Below are 20,934 nucleotides of genomic sequence, written 5' to 3'. Positions count from 1 at the left end.
AGCCGGCGAAAGGAGCTGCCCGCATGACCAGATCGCCCATGGGAGTTCGCCGTTCACCCGCGCTCCCCCGCACGGCACGACAGCGCGGCCGGCTGGCGACCGCGCTCGCCGCCGGTATGGCGGTGCTCGCGATCACCGCTCCGACAGCCCAGCCGGCCTCGGCTCTGGAGAACGGCTCCAGAACATCGGCGTCCCGGCACCTCGACGCCGAGCCCAGACCCGGGGCGCGTGGCGTGACCCTGTCCCGCGCGCAGCGCGACCAACTGCTCGACCGCGCCGCCGAGTCCGCTCACGACACGGCCCGCGGCCTCCGTATGGGCGGCAAGGAAGCGCTCGTTGCCGAGGACGTCGCGAAGGACGCCGACGGCACCGTGCACACGCGCTACTCCCGCACCTACGCCGGACTCCCGGTGATCGGCGCCGACGTGATCGTCCACGAGCGCGCGGGCGAGCAGAGCGTCACACGCACGACACCCCAGGCTCTCTCGGTGCCCACGACCAAGGCCGTGGTCTCCTCGGCCGCGGCGAAGAAGGCCGCACTGGCGGCAGCCGACGAACAGGGATCCCTCGCTTCCGAGCGGGCGGCCGCGGCGCGGCAGGTCGTCTGGGCGGCGGGCAGCTCCCCCCGACTCGCGTGGGACAACGTTGTCACAGGGGTGCGTGAGGATCAGACACCGAGCCGTGTCCATGTGATCACCGATGCCGTGACCGGCGCCCGCCTCGCCTCCTACGACGACATCCAGGCCGGCGAGGGCCACAGCCAGTACAGCGGCACGGTCCCGCTGGCGTCGCTCCGCGACGCGGACGTCTTCCAACTCGCCGATCTCCAGCGCGGCAACCATCGCACCTACGACGTCACCGGCGGCGTCCGCACACTGGTGACGGACACCGACGACGTGTGGGGCGACGGCAGTCCCGCCACGGCGCAGACGGCAGCGGTCGACGCCGCCTACGGAGCCCAGCGGACCTGGGACTTCTACCACGACCGGTTCGGCCGCAACGGCATAGCCGACGACGGTGTCGGCGCCGTCTCCAACGTGCACTACGGCGCCAAGTACGCCAACGCGTTCTGGGACGACCTGTGCTTCTGCATGACGTACGGCGACGGCCTGGACGGTCAGCGCCCGCTGACCGAACTGGACATCGCCGCGCACGAGATGACCCACGGCGTCACCTCCGCCACCGCCGGCCTGATCTACACCGGCGAATCCGGCGGGCTCAACGAGGCCACCAGCGACATCATGGGCACCGCGGTGGAGTTCTTCGCCGCCAACGCCCAGGACACGCCCGACTTCCTGATCGGGGAGCTCGCGGACGTCCGGGGGTCCGGCAAGCCCCTGCGCTACATGGACCAGCCCTCCAAGGACGCCTCCGCGAAGGGAACGTCACAGGACTACTGGACCGCCGGGACGAAGAAGCTGGATCCGCACTTCAGCTCCGGGCCGGCCAACCACTTCTTCTACCTGTTGGCCGAGGGGAGCGGCCGCACGACCGTCAACGGAGTGGTTTACGACAGCCCCACCTACGACGGCAAGCCCGTCGCCGCCCTGGGCCTGGCGAACGCCACCAACGTCTGGTACCGGGCGCTGACCCGCTACATGACCAGCACCACGGACTACGCCGGCGCCCGCACCGCCACCCTGCAGGCGGCCGCCGACCTGTTCGGCACCACCAGCGACGCCTACGAGACGGTCGGCAACGCGTGGGCGGCGGTCAACGTCGGCCCCCGCTACGTCAACCACATCGCGGCCGACGCCCCCTCCACCCGCGACGCGGCCGTCGGCCAGCCGGTCAGCCGGCAGATCACCGCCACGTCCACCCGGCCCGGCGCGCTCACCTACGCGGCCACCGGACTGCCCGACGGCGTGAGTCTCGGGGCCGCCGACGGCCGTATCACCGGCACGCCCACCCGCGCCGGCACCTTCACGGTCACCGTCACCGTCACCGACTCCGCGGCGGAGAAGCTCGACCTGCCCTACACCTGGACCGTCCTGGCCTCCGGTGGCGACCACTTCGTCAACCCGGACCGCTACGACATCCCCAACTGGCGGACGATCGAGTCACCGCTGCGCGTCGCCGGCCGCACCGGCGACGCTCCTGCGGACCTCAAGGTGACCGTCGATCTGGTCCACGACTTCATCGGAGGCCAGATCATCGAACTCGTCGCCGAGGACGGCACCGTGATCCTGGTCAAGGACTTCGTCTGGGACACCGGTACCGAGCTGCACGCCACGTTCACGGTCGACGCCTCCGCGCTGCCCGCGGACGGCGTGTGGAAGCTGCGCGTCACCGACAACACCCCGGGGATCTTCACCGTCGACCCCGGCTACCTGGACCGGTGGAGCATGACCTTCTGACTCGGAGCCTGCGCCAAGGTGCAGCCGGGGCCGGCCCGCACAGAACCGGGCCTGCCGGCCCACCCGACACGGGCCGGCGGCGCACCCGCCGCGTGGCTCCGGCGGGTGGGCCGGTCGTGTCCCGGCTGCGGGGCGGCGGCCGGACGACTCGGAGCGGGGCCGGGACTGCGGGGCCGGGGAGGTTGACCGCAGGCGGGCGGTGGGGTCAGCGGGCGAGGGAGACGGCGAAGGGCTCGAAGCCGTGTCGGCGCGGGACGTGGGGCACGACCAGGATCATGGCCTCGGTGGCGCGGGCTGTGGTGACGTCCCCGAGGTCCTCGATCCACGCGGGCTGCCGGCCCAGGTCGCCGAGGAGGTCGGTGACGGTCTTCTCGGCGAGCTCGTCGTCGCCCGAGACGCGGACGGTCGGCGGGGTGGTCAGGATCTCCGGGGCGGTCATGACCACGGCCCCCGACACGGCAACGGCGACCGGGTCGGTACAGCCGGCCCCGATGTCCGCTCCGCGCCGTCGAGCGGGGCCGCCGGATCATCATCCGGACGCCGCGCCGCCACCGCTGACGTGCACCGGTACAGCCGTCGCGGGGCCGCCGTCCGTGAAGAAGGGTGAGGGGGCGGGGCAACCCTGCCCCCGCCTCAGGAGTCACACACGCGCCACCTGATTCTCATTGGTCCGGAAAGGGCCCCACCTTCTGTGATGACTCGTACCCGGCTGACCGCGCTCGCCGCGACGGCCGCCCTCGCCGCCACCGGCGATCTGATGCTCGCCGCCCCGGCCTCAGCGGCCGTCACCTGCGCCTCTCCCGTCTGGAAAGCGCAGTACTTCGGCAACTCCACCTTCAGCGGCACGCCGAAGCTGACCGCCTGCGACTCCGCCGTCAACGAGAACTACGGGTACGGCGACCCGACCGGCGTGACGCTGCCCAAGGACAACTTCTCCGTCCGCTGGTCGCTCACCCGGGACTTCGGCTCCGGCGGCCCCTTCCGGCTCTCCGCCGCCACGCAGGACGGCATGCGCGTCTACGTCGACGGCGTGCGGAAGATCAGCCTGTGGAAGAACGTCTCCACCACCGCCCGCAAGTCCGTCGACCTGACCGTCCCGGCCGGCAAGCACACGCTCCGCGTGGACTACGTCGCCTGGACCGGCCTCGCCCACGCCGCGTTCACGTACGCCCCGCGCACGGAGGCCGGCGTCGACACGGTCAAGCCGCTCGCCCCGACCGGCCTCACCTCCGCGTACAACCGGGACACCGCGAAGACCACCCTGCGCTGGGCCGCGAACAAGGAGATGGACCTCGCCGGGTACCGCGTCTACCGTCGGCTGGGCACCACCCAGTGGGTGAGGGCCGGCGGCTCGTCGCTGCTCACCTCCCCGTCCTTCGTGGACGCGACACCCGCCACGGGCCAGACCTTCCTGTACGAGATCCGCGCCGTCGACAAGGCGGGCCGCGAGTCCGTCGGCAGCCTCGACGCCACCGCTGTGACCGTGGACCGCACGGGCCCGGCGGCGCCGACCGGTCTCACGGTCACCGGCGACGCGTGGTGGGCCACCCTGGCCTGGCAGGGTGCCGCCGACGCCGCGACGTACGAGGTGTACGCCGCCTCCACGGCCACCGGCCCGTTCGAGCTGCTGGGCACGACGACCACGGCGTCGTACCGCACCGACGCACCCGTGAACACCGCCCGGTTCTACCGGGTCCGCGCCCTCGACGCGCTCGGCAACCCGTCGGCGTACGCCGCCGTCACCGGCGACGGCGTCGACCGTACGCCGCCGAAGTCCCCGACCTCCCTCGGCTCCGTCGTCCGCTTCGGCTACACCGACGTGTACTGGAAGCAGCCCGACGGCTTCCACGAGGACTTCGACAACGGCGGGACCTACCGCGTCTACCGCTCGCCCGGCAAGACCCTCGACCCGGCCGCGCTCACCCGCGTGACCTGCGCGGAGGAGAGCGACGAGACCAGCACCGGCGGCCTCTGCCACGACCTGGACATGCCCGCCGGCACGTACGTGACGTACGCGGTCGCGGCCGTGGACCCGGCCGGCAACGAGTCGGCGCTGTCCGCCCCGCTCGTCGTCCGCACCGGCGACCGCGTCGCACCCGGGCCGGTCACCGGCGTGACGGCCACCCCGCGCGCCGACGGCATCCTCATGAGCTGGGCGGCCTCGACCGAGGACGACGTCGAGCGCTACGCGGTCTGGACCGGCGTCCGGCAGGCCGACGGCACGGTCAAGTGGCTCACCACCGCCTCCTGCCGGGAGGGCACGAGCGACCCGCTCGGGGTCCTCTGCGGCGACCTGCCGGACGGCGAGACGTACGTGTACGCGGTCGTCGCCAGGGACCTCTGGGGCAACGCGCTGCCCCCGAGCGACTTGACGGTCACGGTCGTCGAGGCCACCGAGCTGGATGTGCGTCCGTCCGTGACGGTCACCCGGGACTGGGACCTCGGCAGCCTGGGCCACGGCACCGTGATCGGCGGACCCGACGAGGACGGGCCGTCCATCAGCTGGCGCTGTGACAGGACCGCCGAGTGCGACACCGTCGCGGGCTACCGGGTCAGCAGGTGGAACGCGGCCACGCAGGCGTACGAGCCGCTGCACGCCGGACTCCTGCCGGCGCAGACCCGCGCCTACACGGACACCACGGCCGCCCGGGGAACCACGCACTTCTACACGCTGGAAGCGGTGCGCGCCGACGGCGGTGTCGCGGGCACGTACGTGTGGAACTGCGTCTTCCAGGACCGCGTCTAGCCCGTCGGGTCCGTCGGCCTGGTGAGGTCGTCGCCCCCGCTCCCGCCGGGACAGTCCGTACTGCCCCGAATCAACTCCCGCGGGCGCGGGGGCGGCCTCCTCGGCTGCTGTCCCGAACGGATCGCGGCACGTCGTAGCCGCCGGGGCGTGGGGGGCCCTGCTGTTCCCCTGATCGTCGCGGTCTGCCTCACGGCGGTCGGAGGGCTCAGGCGGGGTGGAGTTTCCCTTCCCATACCGGCACGGACGCCACCTCCTTCGGCACGCCTGCCCCTCGGCGGCCTCGCCCGGCCTTCGGCTGCGCCCGCGCGAACGGCGTGTGGACGGGACTCCAGGTCGGCACGCGCTCGTGACCAGGGCGCGGCCGACCGCCCCGGGAACCTGGAACGAAGAAGTCTGGACCATGAGCAGCGAGAACAGGGCGGTCAAGGAGATCGTCGTCGTCATCGGCCCCGGCAGCATCGGTCTGGCCATCGCCATGAACCCCACCAGGACAGGAGCCACCATGCCCGCATCCCCGGACGCGAACGCCCGCGAAGAGATCCTCGCCGCCTACCGCGCGCATCTCCGGGCGATGACCGACGGCGACACCGATGCCGTGGTCGGCCACGCGCGGTCGTCCACCGTCAGGAACGGCTCGCTCAGCACGGTCGCCGGGGTTGTGCCGGTGAACCCCATGACGTCCCGATGCAGATGGGACTGGTCGTAGTAGCCGCCGTCCGCCGCGACTCGGGCCGCGCTCTCACCCGCGACCAGCCGGTGCACGGCGTGGTCGAAGCGCACCAGCTTCGCGGCGGCTTTGGGCGGCATGCCGATCTGGGAGTGGAACCGGGACCACAGACGCTTGCGGCTCCATCCGAGTTCGGCCGCCAAGTGGTCGATCCGGACGAGGCCCCTGTCCACGACAATCCGGTTCCAGGCCCAGGCCACCGCCGGGTCCACCGGCGACCGTGCCTCGAGTCGGCGGGCGAGCAGCGCGTCCGTGAGGGCGAAGCGGTCCTCCCACGAGGAGATTTCGCCCAGCCGCTCGCGAATCCGTGACGCCTCCCTGCCCCACAGGTCGTCGAGGGACACCGGGGAACCGGCCAGATCCGCCGGACACGCGCCCAGCACCGTGCCTGCGACCGCTGGGGACAGACGCACCTGTACGCACTCGACCTGTTCGCCCCACGCCCGGACCCCGCCCCCGGAGCCGAACCCCGGCCCGGCGACGAGACTCCCCCGGTGTCGCCGCCCGGCGTCGTCCACCACGGTGGACGGACTTGCCCCGAACTCCAGGATCACCATCACGGCGGGATGCGGGACCACCCGCAGACCACCGACGAGCGGGCCGGGGACCCGGAACCCGGCCATGTCGACTCCGGCCGTCCTGCTGGGCCGCCGCGGACGTGCGACGTCCCACCCGGCGTGATCGTCACGTCCGCCCGTCATGGACCCCATCACCAAAGGCTACGCGGGCCCAGGAGGGAACATTCGTCCAAGCCGCAGGTGAGCACCGGCGCCGACAGTGGACTCATGACTCCACCCGACACTCACCGCCAGATGAACGGCGACGCCCGCGCCACCGAGGCTTCGATCCTCTGCCTGGACCACGGCGACCTCCACGTCTTCCAGGACGGCCCTCGCGACGCCCCCGTGCTCGTGCTCCTCCATGGATCCGCTTCGTCGAGCCGTTCGTGGGACGCGTTGGTTCCGCTGCTGAGCACCCTCCATCGCGTCATCCGGATCGACCTGCCCGGGCACGGCCGCTCCGCCGAACCGGCCGGCGGCGATTACGCGATCCCGGAGCAGGGACGCAGGATCGGCATGGCACTGGACCGGCTCGGCGTCGAGGACGCCCTGGTCGTCGGCCATTCCAGCGGTGGCTATGCCGCCACCGCTCTCGCCGAGCAACGGCCCGACCTGGTGACCGCGCTCGCGCTCATCAACACCGGCCCCCGCATGGATGCCTTCATCGCCCCGGGGCCCACCGCGTTCGACCCCGCGCGGTGCCCACCGACCGACGAGCAGATCCGCCGGTTCGCGAGCACCGGATTCCGCGCGGGCCACCAGGTCCCACAAGAACTCGTCGACGAACTACGGGGCATGACCTACCGCGCGGTCTCCGCAGCCATGCAGGCGTCCACCGCCTATCTCACCCGGCGTGCGCTCCCGGATCGGCTGGCGGTCCTCGGCAAACCGCTACAGGTGATCTTCGGCGACCAGGACCGCAGATGGCGACCCTCGTCCGCGGCCGACTACCGCGTCGTTCCGGGCGCGACGGTCGAGTTGCTGCCCGGTGCCGGCCACACACCCATCCTGGAGGATCCGCCGCGGACCGCCGCACTGCTCCTGCCCTTCGCCGCGAGCCACACCGCTCGTGCACCCGAGACCGGTTGACGCAGGGCCGCTCCGTTCCGCTACCGCGGCACCGCCCTCCGCCTGCGCTCCCTGGCCAGTTCCCTCAGATAGGCCTGCGCGTCCACCTCGATGGTGTGGCGGGTCGAGGCGACGTAACGCCGGGCCGTCCGGGCGCGGTACGTGCGGATCTCGTCGAGCATCTCCTCCCGTCCGGGCAGCGCGCACCGGCCCTCCAGCAGGTCGGCGACCCAGTGCGACTGGGCCTCCGCCAGCGGCATGACGGCACCGAGCGGCTGGACGAGACCGATGAAGTACAGCCCGGGTCGATCGGGCGCGGCAACCCGGTGGTAGAGCCCCGGGTCGTTGTCCCCGGAGTCGATCAGTTCGTCGCCGAGGAAGGGGAACGCGATGTCGTACCCCGTGCAGTAGATGATCGTGTCGATCTCCTCGACGCTTCCGTCGTCGAAGAACACATGGTCGGCGTCGGCCTTTCGCGGCGCGGGCTTCACGGTGATGTCACCGTGGCTGAGCCGGGACAGCAGGTCGTCGGAGATCGTCGGATGCGCGGCCAGCACGCGGTGGGCGGGGGTGGGCAGCCCGTAGTCCGCCAGTCGGCCGCGACTCAGTCGCAGCAGGAGCTGCAGCCCGCGGTCCTGAACAGCGAGGGGCGCCTTGGCCAGCCATGAGTGGGTCAGATGGTCGGTGGGCGTGCCGAACAGGTGCTTGGGCAGAATGTGCGCGCCCCGGCGCATGGCGAGGTACGTCCGCCGGGAGACACGCGAGGTCTCCACGGCGATGTCGCAGGCCGAGTTGCCGATGCCCAGTACGAGGACCCGCCGCTGCTCGCCGACTTCAGCGTGAGAGACCACGCATGAACGCCTTCGACTACGACGTACTCGTCGTCGGGTCGGGGTTCGGCGGCAGCGTCAGCGCACTGCGCCTCACCGAGAAGGGCTACCGGGTCGGCGTCCTGGAAGCCGGCCGGCGCTTCGCCGACACCGACTTCCCGCGGACGTCCTGGCAGGTGCGGAACTACCTGTTCGCGCCCCGCCTCGGCTGCACGGGCATCCTCCGTACGTCCCTGCTCGGCGACATCCTCGTGCTGAGCGGCGCCGGTGTCGGCGGCGGGTCCCTCGGCTATGCCGACACGCTCTACGAACCACCGGCCGCCTTCTACGAGGGTTCGCACTGGGCGTCCCTCACCGACTGGCGCCGTGAACTGGCCCCCTTCTTCGCACAGGCCCGTCGCATGCTCGGCGTCACACCCAACCCGGTGTTCACCGAAGCCGACCTGCTGCTGAAGGACACCGCAAGCGAGCTCGGCTGCGGCGACACCTTTCGCCCCACTCCGGTCGGAGTCCACTTCGGTCCGACCGGCGCCCCCCCGGCGCGGCGGTGCCCGACCCGTACTTCGGCGGCGCCGGGCCCGCGCGCAACGCCTGCGTGAACTGCGGTGCCTGCATGACCGGTTGTCGGCACAACGCGAAGAACACTCTGCCCAAGAACTATCTCGGCCTGGCCGAACGGGCCGGCGCGCACGTCATGGAGTGCCGCACCGTCACGGATGTCCGTCGCGCCGGCGAAGGCTGGGCGGTCAGCTCGGTCCGCACCGGGGCTGTCCCGCGCAGGCGACGGCAGACGCTCACGGCACGCCACGTGATCTTCGCGGCCGGCGCGCTGGGCACCCAACGTCTGCTGCACACCCTCAAGGACGACGGCTCACTCGCCGACATCTCACCCCGGCTCGGACGGCTGACCCGCACCAACTCGGAGGCCATCCTCGGAGTCCGCGCCCGAGCACGCGACGCGGACTGCTCGCGCGGCGTGGCCATCACCTCCTCCGTCCGGCTGGACGACACCACCCATGTCGAGCCGGTCCGCTACGGCCGCGGCAGCAACCTGCTCGGGCTGCTCGGCGCGATGCTCGTCGACCCGGTGCCGGGACGGTCCCGCTTCCTCGTGGGCCTCGTCGCCATGGCACGCAACGCCCGCCGCCTTCCCGCGCTCCACAACCCTCGCCGCTGGTCCCAGCAGTCCGTGGTCCTGCTGGTCATGCAGTCGGTCGACAACTCGGTGACCACCTGTCTGCGGCGCACGAAGACCGGCCGGCGCCGCCTCAGCAGCCGACCCGGCGAAGGCGCACCCAACCCGACCTGGATCCCCGCAGGGCACCGAGCCGCCCGCACGGCCGCCGACCGGATCGACGGTCAGGCCTGCGGCACCTGGGCAGACCTCTTCGACATCCCCACCACCGGTCACCTGATCGGCGGATGCACCGTCGGCGACAGCCCCGGCACCGGCGTCATCGACCCCTACCACCGTCTCCACGGCTATCCAGGACACTCCTGCGGTCCATGACCGCGCTGCTGCTGACCGCAGTAGCCGCCTTCACCCTCGCACCGGCCGCCCAGTCGTCGGAGGCGGCGGCCTCGGTGCGCGCCGCGGACCCCTCCACCACCGGGTCGTTCCCCGTCGCCTACACCGATCTCACGGTATCCGCCTCGGGCCGCTCGTACAGCGCACGCGTCTGGTACCCCGGCACGACGGCCGGGTCGAACGCGCCGGTCGCCTCCGGCGCCCACCCCGGCCTCGCCTTCGGGCACGGCTTCTTCCAGGCGATCACCCAGTACGAGAGCCTGCTCAAGCACTACGCCTCCTGGGGAATCATCACCGTCGCACCCAAGTCCCAGGGCGGCCTGTTCCCCAGCCATTCGGCGTTCGCCGACGACCTGAACGCGGCACTCACCTGGCTCACCACGCAGAACAGCACCACCGGCTCACGGTTCGCGGGCGCGGTCAGCACCAGCCGGCTCGCCGTCTCGGGGCACTCGATGGGCGGGGGCGCGGCACTGGTCGCAGCGAGCCGGAACCCGGCCGTCAGGTCCGTCTCCACCCTGGCGGCCGCGGAGACCGACCCATCCGCCGTCAGCGCTTCCAGCGCGCTGAGCATCCCCGTCCAGTACGTCGGCGGTAGTGCCGACAGCATCGCCGGTGTCGCCGGCAACCAGCAGAAGATGTACGACGCCAAGCCGGCCGCCACCCAACTGCGCGTCATCACCGGTGGGTTCCACTGCGGATTCGAGGACAGCTCCGGCATCGGCTGCGACAGCGGAACCATCACCCGGACCGCCCAGCTCAAACTGACCTACGGCGTCACGACCGCCTGGCTCCTCCACACACTCGGCGTCGACTCCTCCCTGTACGCCCAGGTGTGGGGCTCCGCGGCCCAGAGCCTGGCCGGAGTCGTGTACACCGCCAGGCCCTGAGCACGTCGTCGTGCGGGCGGCCACGGAAGGCTTCATGGCTGCCCGCACGGCCACGAACCACGTGCCGGTCTCCCGCCCCGGCAACGGGATCGCGGCGCGGCCGGGCCCGACCAGGGGTGATCGCCGAGTGGCGGATCCGTTCGTCACCCCCTTTGTCCCGATAGGATCTGAATTGTGATGAGGTCAGCACAGCACCGGCGCCGCCACCGTCCCTACGGCGGCCAGCGGCAGGCCGTACTGCTGTCGCCGGTGCTTGTCACGGTCGTCATCGCCGGCCTGGCCTTCTCCACTCCGAGAGAGATCGCGTTCAGCCGCCTCCTGCCCGCCGCACCCGCCCTCGCGGCCGCGCTGTGGCCCGTGCTCCCGACGGTCTTGCTGGGGACGTTCTGCCTACTGATCATGATCGGCATCAGCTTCGTCCACTCCGATCTGGGGACCCCGTACACGGTTGCCGCGATCGCCGCGGTCACCTTGGCCGCCGCCTATGCGAGCCATCTCCGACTCCAGCGCGAGGAGACGCTCTTCCAGGTCCGACTAGTCGCCGACGCGGCCCAGAAGGTGCTGCTCCGCCCGCTGCCGCACCGTATCCAGGGCATCGAGATCGAGTCGCTGTACCGAGCGGCCCAGGAGCAGGCCCGGATCGGTGGTGACTTCTACGAGGTGGCCGACACGCCGTACGGCGTCCGCCTCCTCATCGGCGACGTACGCGGCAAGGGCCTGTCAGCGGTGGGGGCAGCCGCGGCAGTGATCAACTGCTTCCGAGAGAACGCGTACGACCAGCCCGACTTGAAGGGGCTGGTCCGTCGCCTGCAGATCACCATGACCCGCTACAGCGCCTCGATCCCCGCCGACGACCAGCAGGAGCACTTCGCCACCGCCCTGATCACCGAGATCCCCTACGGCAGCGGGCACGTCAAGGTCCTCAACTGCGGGCACCCTCCACCGGTGTTCGTGCAGAGCGGGGAAATCCACGTGCTCGAGCCCACCCGCCCCTCCACACCCCTCAATCTCGCGGCGCTGCTCGGAGACCACTACTACGTGGACACCGTCGCCTTCGTCCCCGGCGATCAGATGCTGCTCTACACCGACGGTGTGACGGAAACCCGCGACCGCAGCGGCACGTTCTTCCCGCTGCCGGACTGGATGCGCCGGCACCGCGCGGCCGCGCCCCGTGAGCTGCTCACCGAGCTCCACAGGGACCTGCTCCGCTACGCCGGCGGAAGGCTGGACGACGACATCGCGGCCCTCGCGGTGCGCTGCCGGCACATCTCGCCTCAGGAACACCAGGGTCCGTCTTCCCCCGGATCTTCCCCAGAGCAGGAATGACGCGAGATCGACCGCCGCCTCGTACGAGGTGGCGGTCCAGTCGTATCCGGTGACGACGCCGCGCAGGCCCTTGCGGCGAAGGAAACAGCGCTCACCGAAGTCGAGTTGACGACATTTCCGGCGTGCCGGTCGCCTGCCGGGCGCCAACCGGGGCCGGTGCGCGGGACCAGGACCCGGAGTGTGTCAGGAGCGGGCGGCGTGCGCAGATGCTGTCCTGGCGTCGGCCCCGGGTCAGCGGGATCGCGGCGGGTCGGCCGGCCACGGCCGTCGCAGGCGAGCCGCCTTATTCGATCGCATGAACACACATTGCCGGGCACAATCGGCGGATGCCGATCAACGCGGAGCGACTGCTCTCCGCCCTCGAACCGCTGCCGTTCCCCGCACGCCTGACCCTGACGGCGCGGACCGCACGCAGCCTCGCGGACGACGGGACGCTCGCCCCGCTCCTGACCGAGCTGGACGGGCGCGGGCCGTACGAGCGGCGGCTCGCTGCGTTGGCGGCCCTCGTCGGACGGGACGCGGGGTTCCTCGCGGAGCGGCTGGCCGACCCGGACCCGGTCGTCGCCGGGTATGCGCGGCGCGGCGCACGCGAGCTGCCCGTACCGGACCGGGCGGTGGAGGCGGCGTACGACGACGCGCCGGCCGTGCTGCGGCAGCGGCTGGCCCGGCTGCTCGCCGCGGGAGGCCGTACGGCGCTCGCCGAGCGACTGGTGGCGCGACTGCACGCGGAATGGGGCGACGCCGAGGCCGCGCGGCTGCTGCCGGCCTGCTCTCCCCCTTTCGTGGCACGGGAGTTGCCGGGGCTGGCACACGCCGTCGACGGCTGGACACGGCTCGCGTGCCGGCATCCCGACCCGGTGCTGGACCACGCCGAGCAGACCCTGGCCGACCGGGCAGGCGGACAGCAGCGGGACGACTGGTGGCGTCTGCACGCCACCACGGTCGCGGCGCTCGTGCCACTGCGCCCCGAGAGGGTGATGACCCTGCTGGAGCGGCACGGTCCCGGCAGTCTGCCGCCCGCGCTGAACAACGGGCTCGGTCCCCTCGTCACCTTCGACGCCGAACGCGTGATCCGCTGGATCACCTCCCCCGACCGCCGGGAACAGCGCTATGAGCCGATTCCGCCGCCCGGAGTGCTGCACAGGATCGTGCGGGCCGAACCCGCGTCGCTGACCGCGCTGGGCCGTCACTGGCTGAACCGCGGCGAGCACTTCACGGCGCTGGTGAAGGCCATCGCGCCCGGTCGGCGCCCCGCGTTCGTGGACGCGGTCGCCGACGGAGGGACTCAGCAGGACCCGGCGCTGAGCGTCCTCGGCCTGCTGCCGCGCGAGCGCCGCTGGGCGGAAGTCCGGCGTGCGGCGGCCGAGTTCGACGGCACCGACTACTGGTGGGACGACCTGGACACCCTCGCCCACGGCCCGGTCGACGAGGCACGTCCCGCACTGCTCGCGGCGATCGGACGGTCCGACGCCGACGACCGGGCCGCCGCCTGGCCGCTGTTCGTGGCCTGCGCCGCCCGTGACGGCAGCCGGGAGGCGATCACCGAGCTGCTGACCACGGCGGGCCGCCGTCTGCGCAACGAGCGGGACCCGGTGCGCGCCGAGACGCTCGGCGCGCTCGCCGAGACGCACCCGCGGCTCTTCGGCGCCGACGACGTCCCGCTGCTGGACGTGATCGCCGCCGGCGCACTCGAGGCACGGGACAGTTCTGTCGGCACCCTGACGGCGCTGCGCACCCTCGCCGTGCGTCTGCTCGTCGAGCACGCCACGGACGAGGCCTCGGATCTGCGCCACTGGGCGCTGCGCGTCCTGGAACGCATCACGAGCCGCGTCGGCGTACCCGACTTCGGCCCGCTGCACCGCGTCCTGCGGCGGGGCCAGGAGCACGAGGTGTTCGAGGCCCTGCGGCCCTGGCTCGACGCCGGGGCCGGACGGGCCGACTTCCGGCTGCTGCTGGGCCTGGCCACCGCACTGGGACCACGCGCCCGACGGCTGCCCGAGCTCCAGGAGAGGCTGGTCACGGCCCTGGAACGCGGCGACGACGAGACGTTCCGGGCGGCGGCCGAACTGTGGCTGGCCGCGCCGGCGACCCGCGGCGAACGGGTCGCCAGGATCATCGCGCTCGAACCGTCGTCGGTCGTCCTCCCGCCCGTACGGCGGGTGCTGACCCGGCGGCGCACGGATCTGCTGGACTCCCTGCTCGACGCGTCTGCGCCCTACGGACGCTTCCTGGTGGACGGGGCCCGGCGGCCGCTGCCGGACCTCGGCGACAGCGACCGCTGGCTGCCCCGCCAGCAGCGGACGGCGGTGCTGCTGGCCGGAGAGGCGGTCGCGGACGGTTCCCTTCCGCTCGACGAGCGGGCCGCCCTGATCCGGGCCGCGGCGCCGGTGCCCGAGTTCGGGCGGGCGCTGGCACTCGCGCACAAGGACGACTCCGAGGTGATCGTCGCCGAGGCCGCGCTCGGCGCCCTGCCCTGGACCGACCTGCCCCACGACACCCTGCCGGTGCTGCTGGAACAGGCGGGCAGCGACCGGGCCCGGGTGGCCGTCTACGCGGCGTCCCGCGCCGCCCGCTTCACCGCCCCGTCCGAACTCGCCCTCGCCCTGGGCCCGTTGCTCACCGGGGAACAACCCGCGAAGGTGACCTCCCGCAAGGAGGCCGTACGGCTCGCCGCGGGCTTCCTGCCGCCCCGGCGGGCGGTGTCCCTGCTGGCGAGCACCTTCCAGGCTCCAGACCGCCACCCCGACGTGCGGGCCGCCGTCGTCCGCGCACTGCCCCCGCTGGTCGGCGAGCCGGAGGCCTGGCACCTGCTCGACGACGTCGCGCGCGACGACGCCCGGCCCGTGCACGACGCCCTCCTGACTGTCACCCCCTGGGAGTTGCCCGAGCCGCACCGCCGCGCCTACGCCGCGGTGGTCGTCGCGGCGTACGACACGTCGCTCGCGCTCACGGAGGGTTTCGGGGGCGGCTATGCCGTGCTGCGCGCCATGGGGGTGTGGTGCCGCTACTCGACCGAACTGGCCGCCCGTATCGCTCGTACCGTCTGCGACCTCGGCGAGCGTACCCACTGGCAGTTCGCGGGATGGGTGATACGCGATCTGGCCGCGTCCGAGCTTCCGCATCCCGTGGGCGGGGCCGCGCCGGGCAGCATGTTCCACGGCGCGGTGGCCGAGTTGTTGGCCGCGATGCACACGACGGAGGGCGGCTGTGACGCGCTGGAGGGCCGGGACCTGCCGGCGCTGCAGCGGCTGCGGAACCTGACGTCGTTCGGCTACGTCGACGGAGTGCGACCCGAGTTGCTCGAAGCGGTCGCGGAGCAACTGGCGTCCGAACCCCTGCTGATCGCCGAACGCGCGCATCTGCTGGGCCAGTTGGTCGATCGCACGGTGGAGCCGCCCGCGCTGCTCGAACGACTGCGGGACCTCGCGGACGCTCTCGAGGGCGCCGGGACGACCGTCGCGGTCCACACGTCCGACCGGTTGCGGTCGTCCTCGGCGTACCGCGCCGTTCCGCAGCGCGCCGAGGCCCTGCTGACCGCGGCCGACCGGTTCGCCCGCGACGGCGGCACCGCGACGGGCCTGCTGGCGGTAGGCCTCGCCAAGGGAACGGGCGGCCCGCTCGACTGGCCCGAGGAGTGGCGGTCGCTGCTGCGCCTGCTCCGCGGGCACAAGAACGCCGACGTTCGCCACGAGGCGTACAGAACGATGACGGAGAACGAATGACCGCTGGGCACCGGGTCACCCGGCCCGGCGGCTCAATACCGCCAGGGCCGTTCCTGCGGATCATTGCTGCTCACGAGGCTCGAACCGGGTCAGGGTCCCGATAGCCTGTTCGGGTGGGCGAGATCGAGCCCCCGCTACTGGCGGACGTCTGTCCCGCGCTGGTCTCCGGGTCTTCCGCCACGACAGTGCCGCATCCATCGGCTCGCTGTCCTCGGCCGAGTCCCCCATCGCCTCCAGGACCTCATCCCAGGACTGCCCGTCGCTTCTGTTCAAGAAGTGGATGTCGTAGCTCACTGCGCGATCGTAGGCACCCGAACACCACGAGAGCAGGGCCGAGGCCGCTTGCCGTTGCTGACTCCGTTGGCGGCATCAGCTGAAGAAGCCAGTACATGTCAGCCGTGGACGTCCCTGACCAGGACAGGGAGCAGCGGCGGTGGGGTCCACTCCAGTCCGTTCCTGGAGAGGGTCGCCTGGATCCATGCTTGACCGGCCGGGCCTGCCACAGTCCAGGTATAGGCCATGGGGCGGTTCTGCTTACGCCAGAACTTCCACCGGGGTTCTCGTCTCGCACCCATGGCAATGTTGTGAACAAGGTCGGCAAGCCAGGCGATGCATGCGACGAAGTCATCATCGGGCCAACTGGCCAGAGCCTTGTGCCGCCGGGCCATGGCTCGAATCTCGATCACAGCGGAGTAGGTCAGCAACGACATCGCTGCGTGGTCGTCGACGCGTCGACCGTCGGTCATGAATCCCTCCGGCTTGCTGATGCCGCACACCCTGGCGTGAGGCCGAAGGAGTGGCTCGGAACAGGAATCATTCCTCGTCACACCTCTCCAGAACCAGGCCTATGGACCCCTCTGCAAGTCCGTTGGCCTCCTCCAGGTGGAGGTGGGCGCCATCCGGTGTGTCGGCCTGGGCGAGCGTGAGGAGGTGGCCGGCCAGCGTCCTCAACCCGGCGGCGTTCGCCTCGATGACGATCTCTCCGCCCAGGTTGCGGACCTCGACGTGTACGCCTTCCTCCCACGTGAAGACTCGGGTGACTCCGTCGGTCACCGCACTCACGTGAGTGGTCGTCGACGGAGAAGCGTCAGGTTCAAGGGCCATACCCAAGCATCGCGTACTCGGGGACCGTCCAGCACCGAGGGCGCACGCTTTCCCAACGTGTCGGTGGGCCGGTGGGCTGTGTACAGGGGCGTTCACCTGTGTTCATCGACGGCTGGGCTTCGGCCGGGCCCTCAGGCAACTGAGCCGACCGCACAGGCTTCCAGACTGCCTCCCAGGTAGTCGCGGACGTCGACCCCGCCGGTCCCGTGGAGAAGCAATGGGCCTCAGTGAGGGCACAATGTGACGGTTGAACCTGCTGGTTCGCGCAGGGTCATGGGGCACCCAAGGGGGGATCGTGCCGTTCTTCATACCAATCATTCTTATCGGTGTCGGTGTGGCGACCGGCGGTAGCGGGGTCGCCCTCGGTGGCAAAGGCGCCCACGACCTCAAGCGTTCGAAGGACCGGCTGCAGGAGGCGGGCCAGGACTACGAGCGACGCCTGGCCCAGGCCGAGGACGCCCTGGCAGCGACGAACGCGTTCCTCGATGAACTGGGGGAGCAGCAGAGGCAGGCGCTCGTCGATGTCGTCGTACGCATGGGCGACTTCCTGCGTCGCCATGAGCGACAGGTGCGCGAGAGCGAGCGGCTGCTGGTGGAGGGCATCGACGTCACCATGGCCAAGATGCCCGGGCTTCGCGGCCTCGATGTCGACGCCGTGGCATGGATCGGCGGGGCTCTCGGATCCGCGGCGGCGGGCGCAGGCGCGGGCGTTGGGATCACGGCGGCGGCGAGCAGCTTCGGAGTCGCGAGCACCGGAGCGGCGATCTCGGGGTTGACGGGCGCCGCGGCTGAGAGTGCGACCCTCGCCTTCCTGGGCGGTGGCTCGCTTGTATCGGGTGGCGGCGGGATGGCCCTGGGAGCTACGGCGCTCAACTTTGTCACGATCGGTCCCGCGCTGCTCGTCGGTGGATTGGTCGTCAAGGGCCGCGGTACGAAGGCGATGACCCGAGCGAGGGAGTTCGAGGCGGAGATCGCCGTGGCAATCGCTGAGCTCGACCAGACGGACGCTCACTTGAAGGGCGTCGACGCTCGCGCCGCGGAGCTGCGCGAGGTTCTCACGGACCTCACCTTCCGAGCGCTTGAGGCGCTGGAGCGCCTGGAGTCCGAGCCGTTCGATCCGTCGAGGCACGCCGCACGCTTCCAGCGGGCCATGACACTGGTCATGGCGGTCCGCGACGTAGCGGCGACTCCGATCGTGGACGCCGAAGGCGAGTTGGACGAGCGCAGCGCGAACCTCACCATCAGGTACCGACCATTGACCGAGGAGACTCAAGATGACTGACCAACCCAAGGTGCATGTAGGAAGGGTCGTCAACGCGGCCAAGGGTTCGTTTCGGGCGATGGACGGCTTCGCTGCGCTGAACCAGATTGTTGAAGCCGCCCGCGAGTGCATCCACATCCACGAGGTCGAGAGCACCAAGAGAGCCCGGATCGAGGCCTACGAAGCCACGGAGGTCGCTCGGATCCGGGCCGCTGAAGCCGTCCTCAAGGACTACTTCGCACAGGCATTCGCGGAACGGCGCAACATCTATGAGGAGATGTTCGCCCGGCTGGACAGGGCACTCGACGAGGGCAACGGCGACGTGCTGCAGACCGTCGTGCGTGGAATCGTCGACATCGCCAAGAGCTCGCCGCTCGCGGACATCGGAGACCTCTCACAGGTCCGCGCGGCACTGGACGACCCAGATCAAGTATGGGATCTCTGACCGCGACGCGTTCGGAGATCACACCGCCGCCGGGACGCGAGCTGGTCCGGCGGCGCCACAGGGCGGAGAGGCGGCTTGCTCACATGGCATGTCACGGGCCCGGGGACATGATCGGTCCGGGGCCTTCGCCTGGTGCTCCCGGGACGATCCGAAGCTGCGACACCCGCGTGAGTTCGATTCAGGTGGGTCTGGCGACGGTCGTCGGCTGCCGCGACGCCCTGCCAGGGGTGCTGCTGTACGCCCCCGTCCGGCGTCGTGATGTCTGCCGCATCTGTCAGCCCTTCATCAGATCCGGGTAGGGACAGATTTCCAGCGCGGCGGTCGGACGGTCGGCCCACTTCCACCAGACGTGTTGGTCGGGGCAGCCCCAGACCACACGGCAGGTTCGGCGGTCGTCCTCCTCCCGGTGGCAAAGTGCCATCGCGCCGGCTTTCAACGGACCACCGCACTGGGGACAGGTTGGTATGGACTCGGTCGGCATCCTCGCAACGTACCCCTCGGCTCGGTGCCCTGAGCCCTCAGCTCGGTAAGTAGAGGCATCCAAGGCCTGCTCTGAGTCTGACCTGCGGCCCAGTGGTGTCGGCGCCTGATGTGAGGTCGGCCGATTCCCCGGTGTTCCCCGTCGTTCGTCTTCCCCCCTCCGCACACACGATCTGCCATGGCTCCGGCACGGCCTCTGCGTGCCGAACTCTCGGCTGGTTGCTGTACTTCGCTGCGGTACCGCAGCGGCCGGGGAGACACTCTTGTCCGGACCGGCGCACAGGACGCGGCCAGGTCTCCGCACGGACGGCGAAGCTCGTTGTACCGCCCGGAACCTGTGGGGCAGACTGCAAGACATGGGGGATGTGCTCAGCAGTGGCCCGGACCGACCGCCCTGGAGGCCACCACGTCGGCTGATCGCAGCAGCCACGGCCACGGCGCTGTCCGCCGCCCTCGTGGTGGGCATCGTGACCCTCAGCGGGTCGGACGAGGAAGCTCCGGCGACGCCCTTGAACTCGTCGTCGGCATCGGCTTCCGGAAGTGCCTTTCCTGACGGCCCGGACACGACCGTCAGGGCGGGGCAGACCCCTGGCATGGTGATCACAGGGCTGCCACTGCCTCAGGGTGCCACGCTGATCAGGCGGGACCGCACAGCGGACGCGGGCCCGTCGACGGTGGTGCTACGACGCTTGGACGGGTCTTTGGGACGACACGGCGCGGTGGTCACGTTCCCTGTACCGGCGCCGACAGGAGGACGCCCGGTCCAGGTCGGCGGCGTCTCGGGAAGGGGTCGCGATCGCGAGATCACCTGGCCGGTCGGAGGCTCGTACGTGCGGGTCCGAGGGGATCTGCCACAGTCCGAACTGATCGCTGTCGCTGTCGCCACTCGCGTCGTCTCGGGCCGCCCCGTCGTCGAATCGCCGCCCGGACTGTCGGTGACGGCGACCGGCAGCTCACGGCCGCCCTACATACACGAGGCCCGATACGGCTCAGCCGAGACCGGGGAGGCCAACGAGCTCTCAGGAGGCCTGACTTTCACCGGCGTCGCCCGGTGCGGCGGCCTTGAGGACCAGCTGTACGCCGGCCGTGTCCGCACGGCAGGGACCGTGAACGGCAAGCCCGCAGTCATCACGTCCGCGTTGGGTGGCAACGGTGCGCTGGCCTGGGAGCCGGTGCCCGGTGTTGTGGCGTACATCGGCTACAGCGGGGCGCCACTCGACGAAGGCGCCGTCGCCGCCCTGCGCCGCCTGGCCGCGCGGGCACGTCTGCTGAGTCCTGGGCAATGGCAGGCCACCGGCCCCACAACGAGCGATCAGATCAACGACTTCGACCGATTCGACTGATGCCTTCGCACCGATGCTTCCAGGACCTGGCTCGCTCGTCCGCACGGGCCGCACGGGCCGCACGGGCCGCACTGCCCATGCGACCGGTGACCGTCCGGGGCTGCCGAAGATCTCAGGTCTTGTCGGCGATCTCGACGACGTTGTCGGCACCGGACGCTTCGTCCTCGGCCATGCCAAGGAAGCGCCGGATCACTTCGACCGGCATGTCAAGGCCCTCGGACGCGGACTCCTCGTCACCGAACACCTGCACCGCCTCGGTGACAGCCAGGGCCAGTTCGACCTCTGCCTTGCGGACCTTGGTCTCGGCCTTGTCCACGGTGTCCACCACCGCCAGCTGACGGCGCTGCTTCTCCTGAAGTCTCTGCTTACGGGAGAGGTTCTTGTCAAAGCTCTGCACAGACATGACCAAGATCATAAACAGTGGCGCGCGCACCCACGAAATCGGCAACTCCCCGACGCCACAGGGGCACATGGGTGCCCGGACCGCTCTCTGCGATCCGACGCCCTCGGCTCGGCGAGCAGAGCACGCACCTCCTTGCGCCCGGCT

General features: G+C 71.1%; 17 protein-coding genes. 11 read left to right on the top strand and 6 right to left on the bottom strand.

Going from position 1 to position 20,934, the window contains the following annotated elements; translation table 11 throughout:
* Positions 1-23 precede the first annotated feature (23 nt).
* Positions 24-2,357, top strand: coding sequence for a M4 family metallopeptidase (locus tag OG736_RS41380; protein ID WP_327187043.1), 2,334 nt, complete (start codon positions 24-26; stop codon positions 2,355-2,357).
* Positions 2,358-2,562: 205 nt separating this feature from the next.
* Here the strand turns inward: OG736_RS41380 and OG736_RS41375 are convergent, their stop codons facing one another.
* On the bottom strand, positions 2,563-2,796 hold the full coding sequence (locus OG736_RS41375) for a hypothetical protein (RefSeq protein ID WP_327187042.1): 234 nt from the start codon (positions 2,794-2,796) through the stop codon (positions 2,563-2,565).
* 255 nt (positions 2,797-3,051) lie between these two features.
* On the opposite strand from OG736_RS41375, the gene OG736_RS41370 reads away from it, so the two are divergent.
* The gene (locus tag OG736_RS41370) at positions 3,052-5,103 is read left to right on the top strand and encodes a PA14 domain-containing protein (RefSeq protein WP_327187041.1); all 2,052 of its coding nucleotides are present in this window, start codon (positions 3,052-3,054) and stop codon (positions 5,101-5,103) included.
* A 549-nt stretch (positions 5,104-5,652) separates the two neighbouring features.
* Here OG736_RS41370 and OG736_RS41365 read toward each other — a convergent pair.
* Complete coding sequence (locus OG736_RS41365; RefSeq protein WP_327187854.1) at positions 5,653-6,453, bottom strand: AraC family transcriptional regulator; 801 nt, start codon at positions 6,451-6,453, stop codon at positions 5,653-5,655.
* A 162-nt stretch (positions 6,454-6,615) separates the two neighbouring features.
* Between OG736_RS41365 and OG736_RS41360 the strand changes: the two genes are divergently transcribed.
* Positions 6,616-7,479, top strand: coding sequence for an alpha/beta fold hydrolase (locus tag OG736_RS41360; protein WP_327187040.1), 864 nt, complete (start codon positions 6,616-6,618; stop codon positions 7,477-7,479).
* 20 nt (positions 7,480-7,499) lie between these two features.
* On the opposite strand, the gene OG736_RS41355 is transcribed toward OG736_RS41360, so the two are convergent.
* Entirely contained in the window at positions 7,500-8,309 is an 810-nt protein-coding gene (locus OG736_RS41355; protein ID WP_327187039.1) for a flavin-binding monooxygenase-like family protein, read from the bottom strand.
* A gap of 2 nt (positions 8,310-8,311) precedes the next feature.
* Here OG736_RS41355 and OG736_RS41350 point away from each other — a divergent pair, with 2 nt between their 5' ends.
* The 5 genes from OG736_RS41350 to OG736_RS41330 all read left to right on the top strand — a co-directional run bounded on the left by OG736_RS41350 (position 8,312) and on the right by OG736_RS41330 (position 15,754).
* Positions 8,312-8,887, top strand: a complete 576-nt coding sequence (locus tag OG736_RS41350) for an NAD(P)-binding protein (RefSeq protein ID WP_327187038.1) — start codon at positions 8,312-8,314, stop codon at positions 8,885-8,887.
* A 14-nt stretch (positions 8,888-8,901) separates the two neighbouring features.
* A complete protein-coding gene (locus OG736_RS41345; RefSeq protein ID WP_327187037.1) occupies positions 8,902-9,798 on the top strand; it encodes a hypothetical protein in 897 nt (298 codons plus the stop codon).
* Positions 9,795-10,706 (top strand): alpha/beta hydrolase family protein, encoded by a 912-nt coding sequence (locus OG736_RS41340; RefSeq protein ID WP_327187036.1) that lies wholly within the window; start codon positions 9,795-9,797, stop codon positions 10,704-10,706. The genes OG736_RS41345 and OG736_RS41340 overlap by 4 nt, the downstream gene beginning before the upstream one ends.
* Positions 10,707-10,883: 177 nt before the next feature.
* On the top strand, positions 10,884-12,032 hold the full coding sequence (locus tag OG736_RS41335; RefSeq protein WP_327187035.1) for a PP2C family protein-serine/threonine phosphatase: 1,149 nt from the start codon (positions 10,884-10,886) through the stop codon (positions 12,030-12,032).
* A gap of 326 nt (positions 12,033-12,358) precedes the next feature.
* Positions 12,359-15,754, top strand: coding sequence for a hypothetical protein (locus OG736_RS41330; protein WP_327187034.1), 3,396 nt, complete (start codon positions 12,359-12,361; stop codon positions 15,752-15,754).
* Positions 15,755-16,146: 392 nt separating this feature from the next.
* On the opposite strand, the gene OG736_RS41325 is transcribed toward OG736_RS41330, so the two are convergent.
* Together OG736_RS41325 and OG736_RS41320 are read right to left on the bottom strand one after the other, a co-directional pair.
* Complete coding sequence (locus tag OG736_RS41325; protein ID WP_327187033.1) at positions 16,147-16,500, bottom strand: hypothetical protein; 354 nt, start codon at positions 16,498-16,500, stop codon at positions 16,147-16,149.
* A 67-nt stretch (positions 16,501-16,567) separates the two neighbouring features.
* Positions 16,568-16,807: an Imm32 family immunity protein gene (locus OG736_RS41320; RefSeq protein ID WP_327187032.1), complete on the bottom strand. Its 240-nt coding sequence runs from the start codon at positions 16,805-16,807 to the stop codon at positions 16,568-16,570.
* Between the two features lie 298 nt (positions 16,808-17,105).
* Between OG736_RS41320 and OG736_RS41315 the strand changes: the two genes are divergently transcribed.
* The 3 genes from OG736_RS41315 to OG736_RS41305 all read left to right on the top strand — a co-directional run bounded on the left by OG736_RS41315 (position 17,106) and on the right by OG736_RS41305 (position 20,387).
* Positions 17,106-18,140: a hypothetical protein gene (locus tag OG736_RS41315; RefSeq protein WP_327187031.1), complete on the top strand. Its 1,035-nt coding sequence runs from the start codon at positions 17,106-17,108 to the stop codon at positions 18,138-18,140.
* On the top strand, positions 18,133-18,564 hold the full coding sequence (locus tag OG736_RS41310) for a hypothetical protein (protein WP_327187030.1): 432 nt from the start codon (positions 18,133-18,135) through the stop codon (positions 18,562-18,564). Before OG736_RS41315 ends, OG736_RS41310 begins: the two co-directional genes overlap by 8 nt.
* 1,586 nt (positions 18,565-20,150) lie before the next feature.
* Positions 20,151-20,387 (top strand): hypothetical protein, encoded by a 237-nt coding sequence (locus OG736_RS41305; RefSeq protein ID WP_327187029.1) that lies wholly within the window; start codon positions 20,151-20,153, stop codon positions 20,385-20,387.
* A gap of 112 nt (positions 20,388-20,499) precedes the next feature.
* Here OG736_RS41305 and OG736_RS41300 read toward each other — a convergent pair whose 3' ends face one another.
* Positions 20,500-20,790 (bottom strand): hypothetical protein, encoded by a 291-nt coding sequence (locus tag OG736_RS41300; RefSeq protein ID WP_327187028.1) that lies wholly within the window; start codon positions 20,788-20,790, stop codon positions 20,500-20,502.
* Between the last annotated feature and the right edge of the window lie 144 nt (positions 20,791-20,934).

Origin of the sequence: Streptomyces sp. NBC_01334 (assembly GCF_035983595.1) — a bacterium.
GTDB lineage: Bacteria > Actinomycetota > Actinomycetes > Streptomycetales > Streptomycetaceae > Streptomyces > Streptomyces coriariae.
Note: the sequence above shows the minus strand (reverse complement) of the source record. Positions and strands in the feature narration are given on the sequence as shown.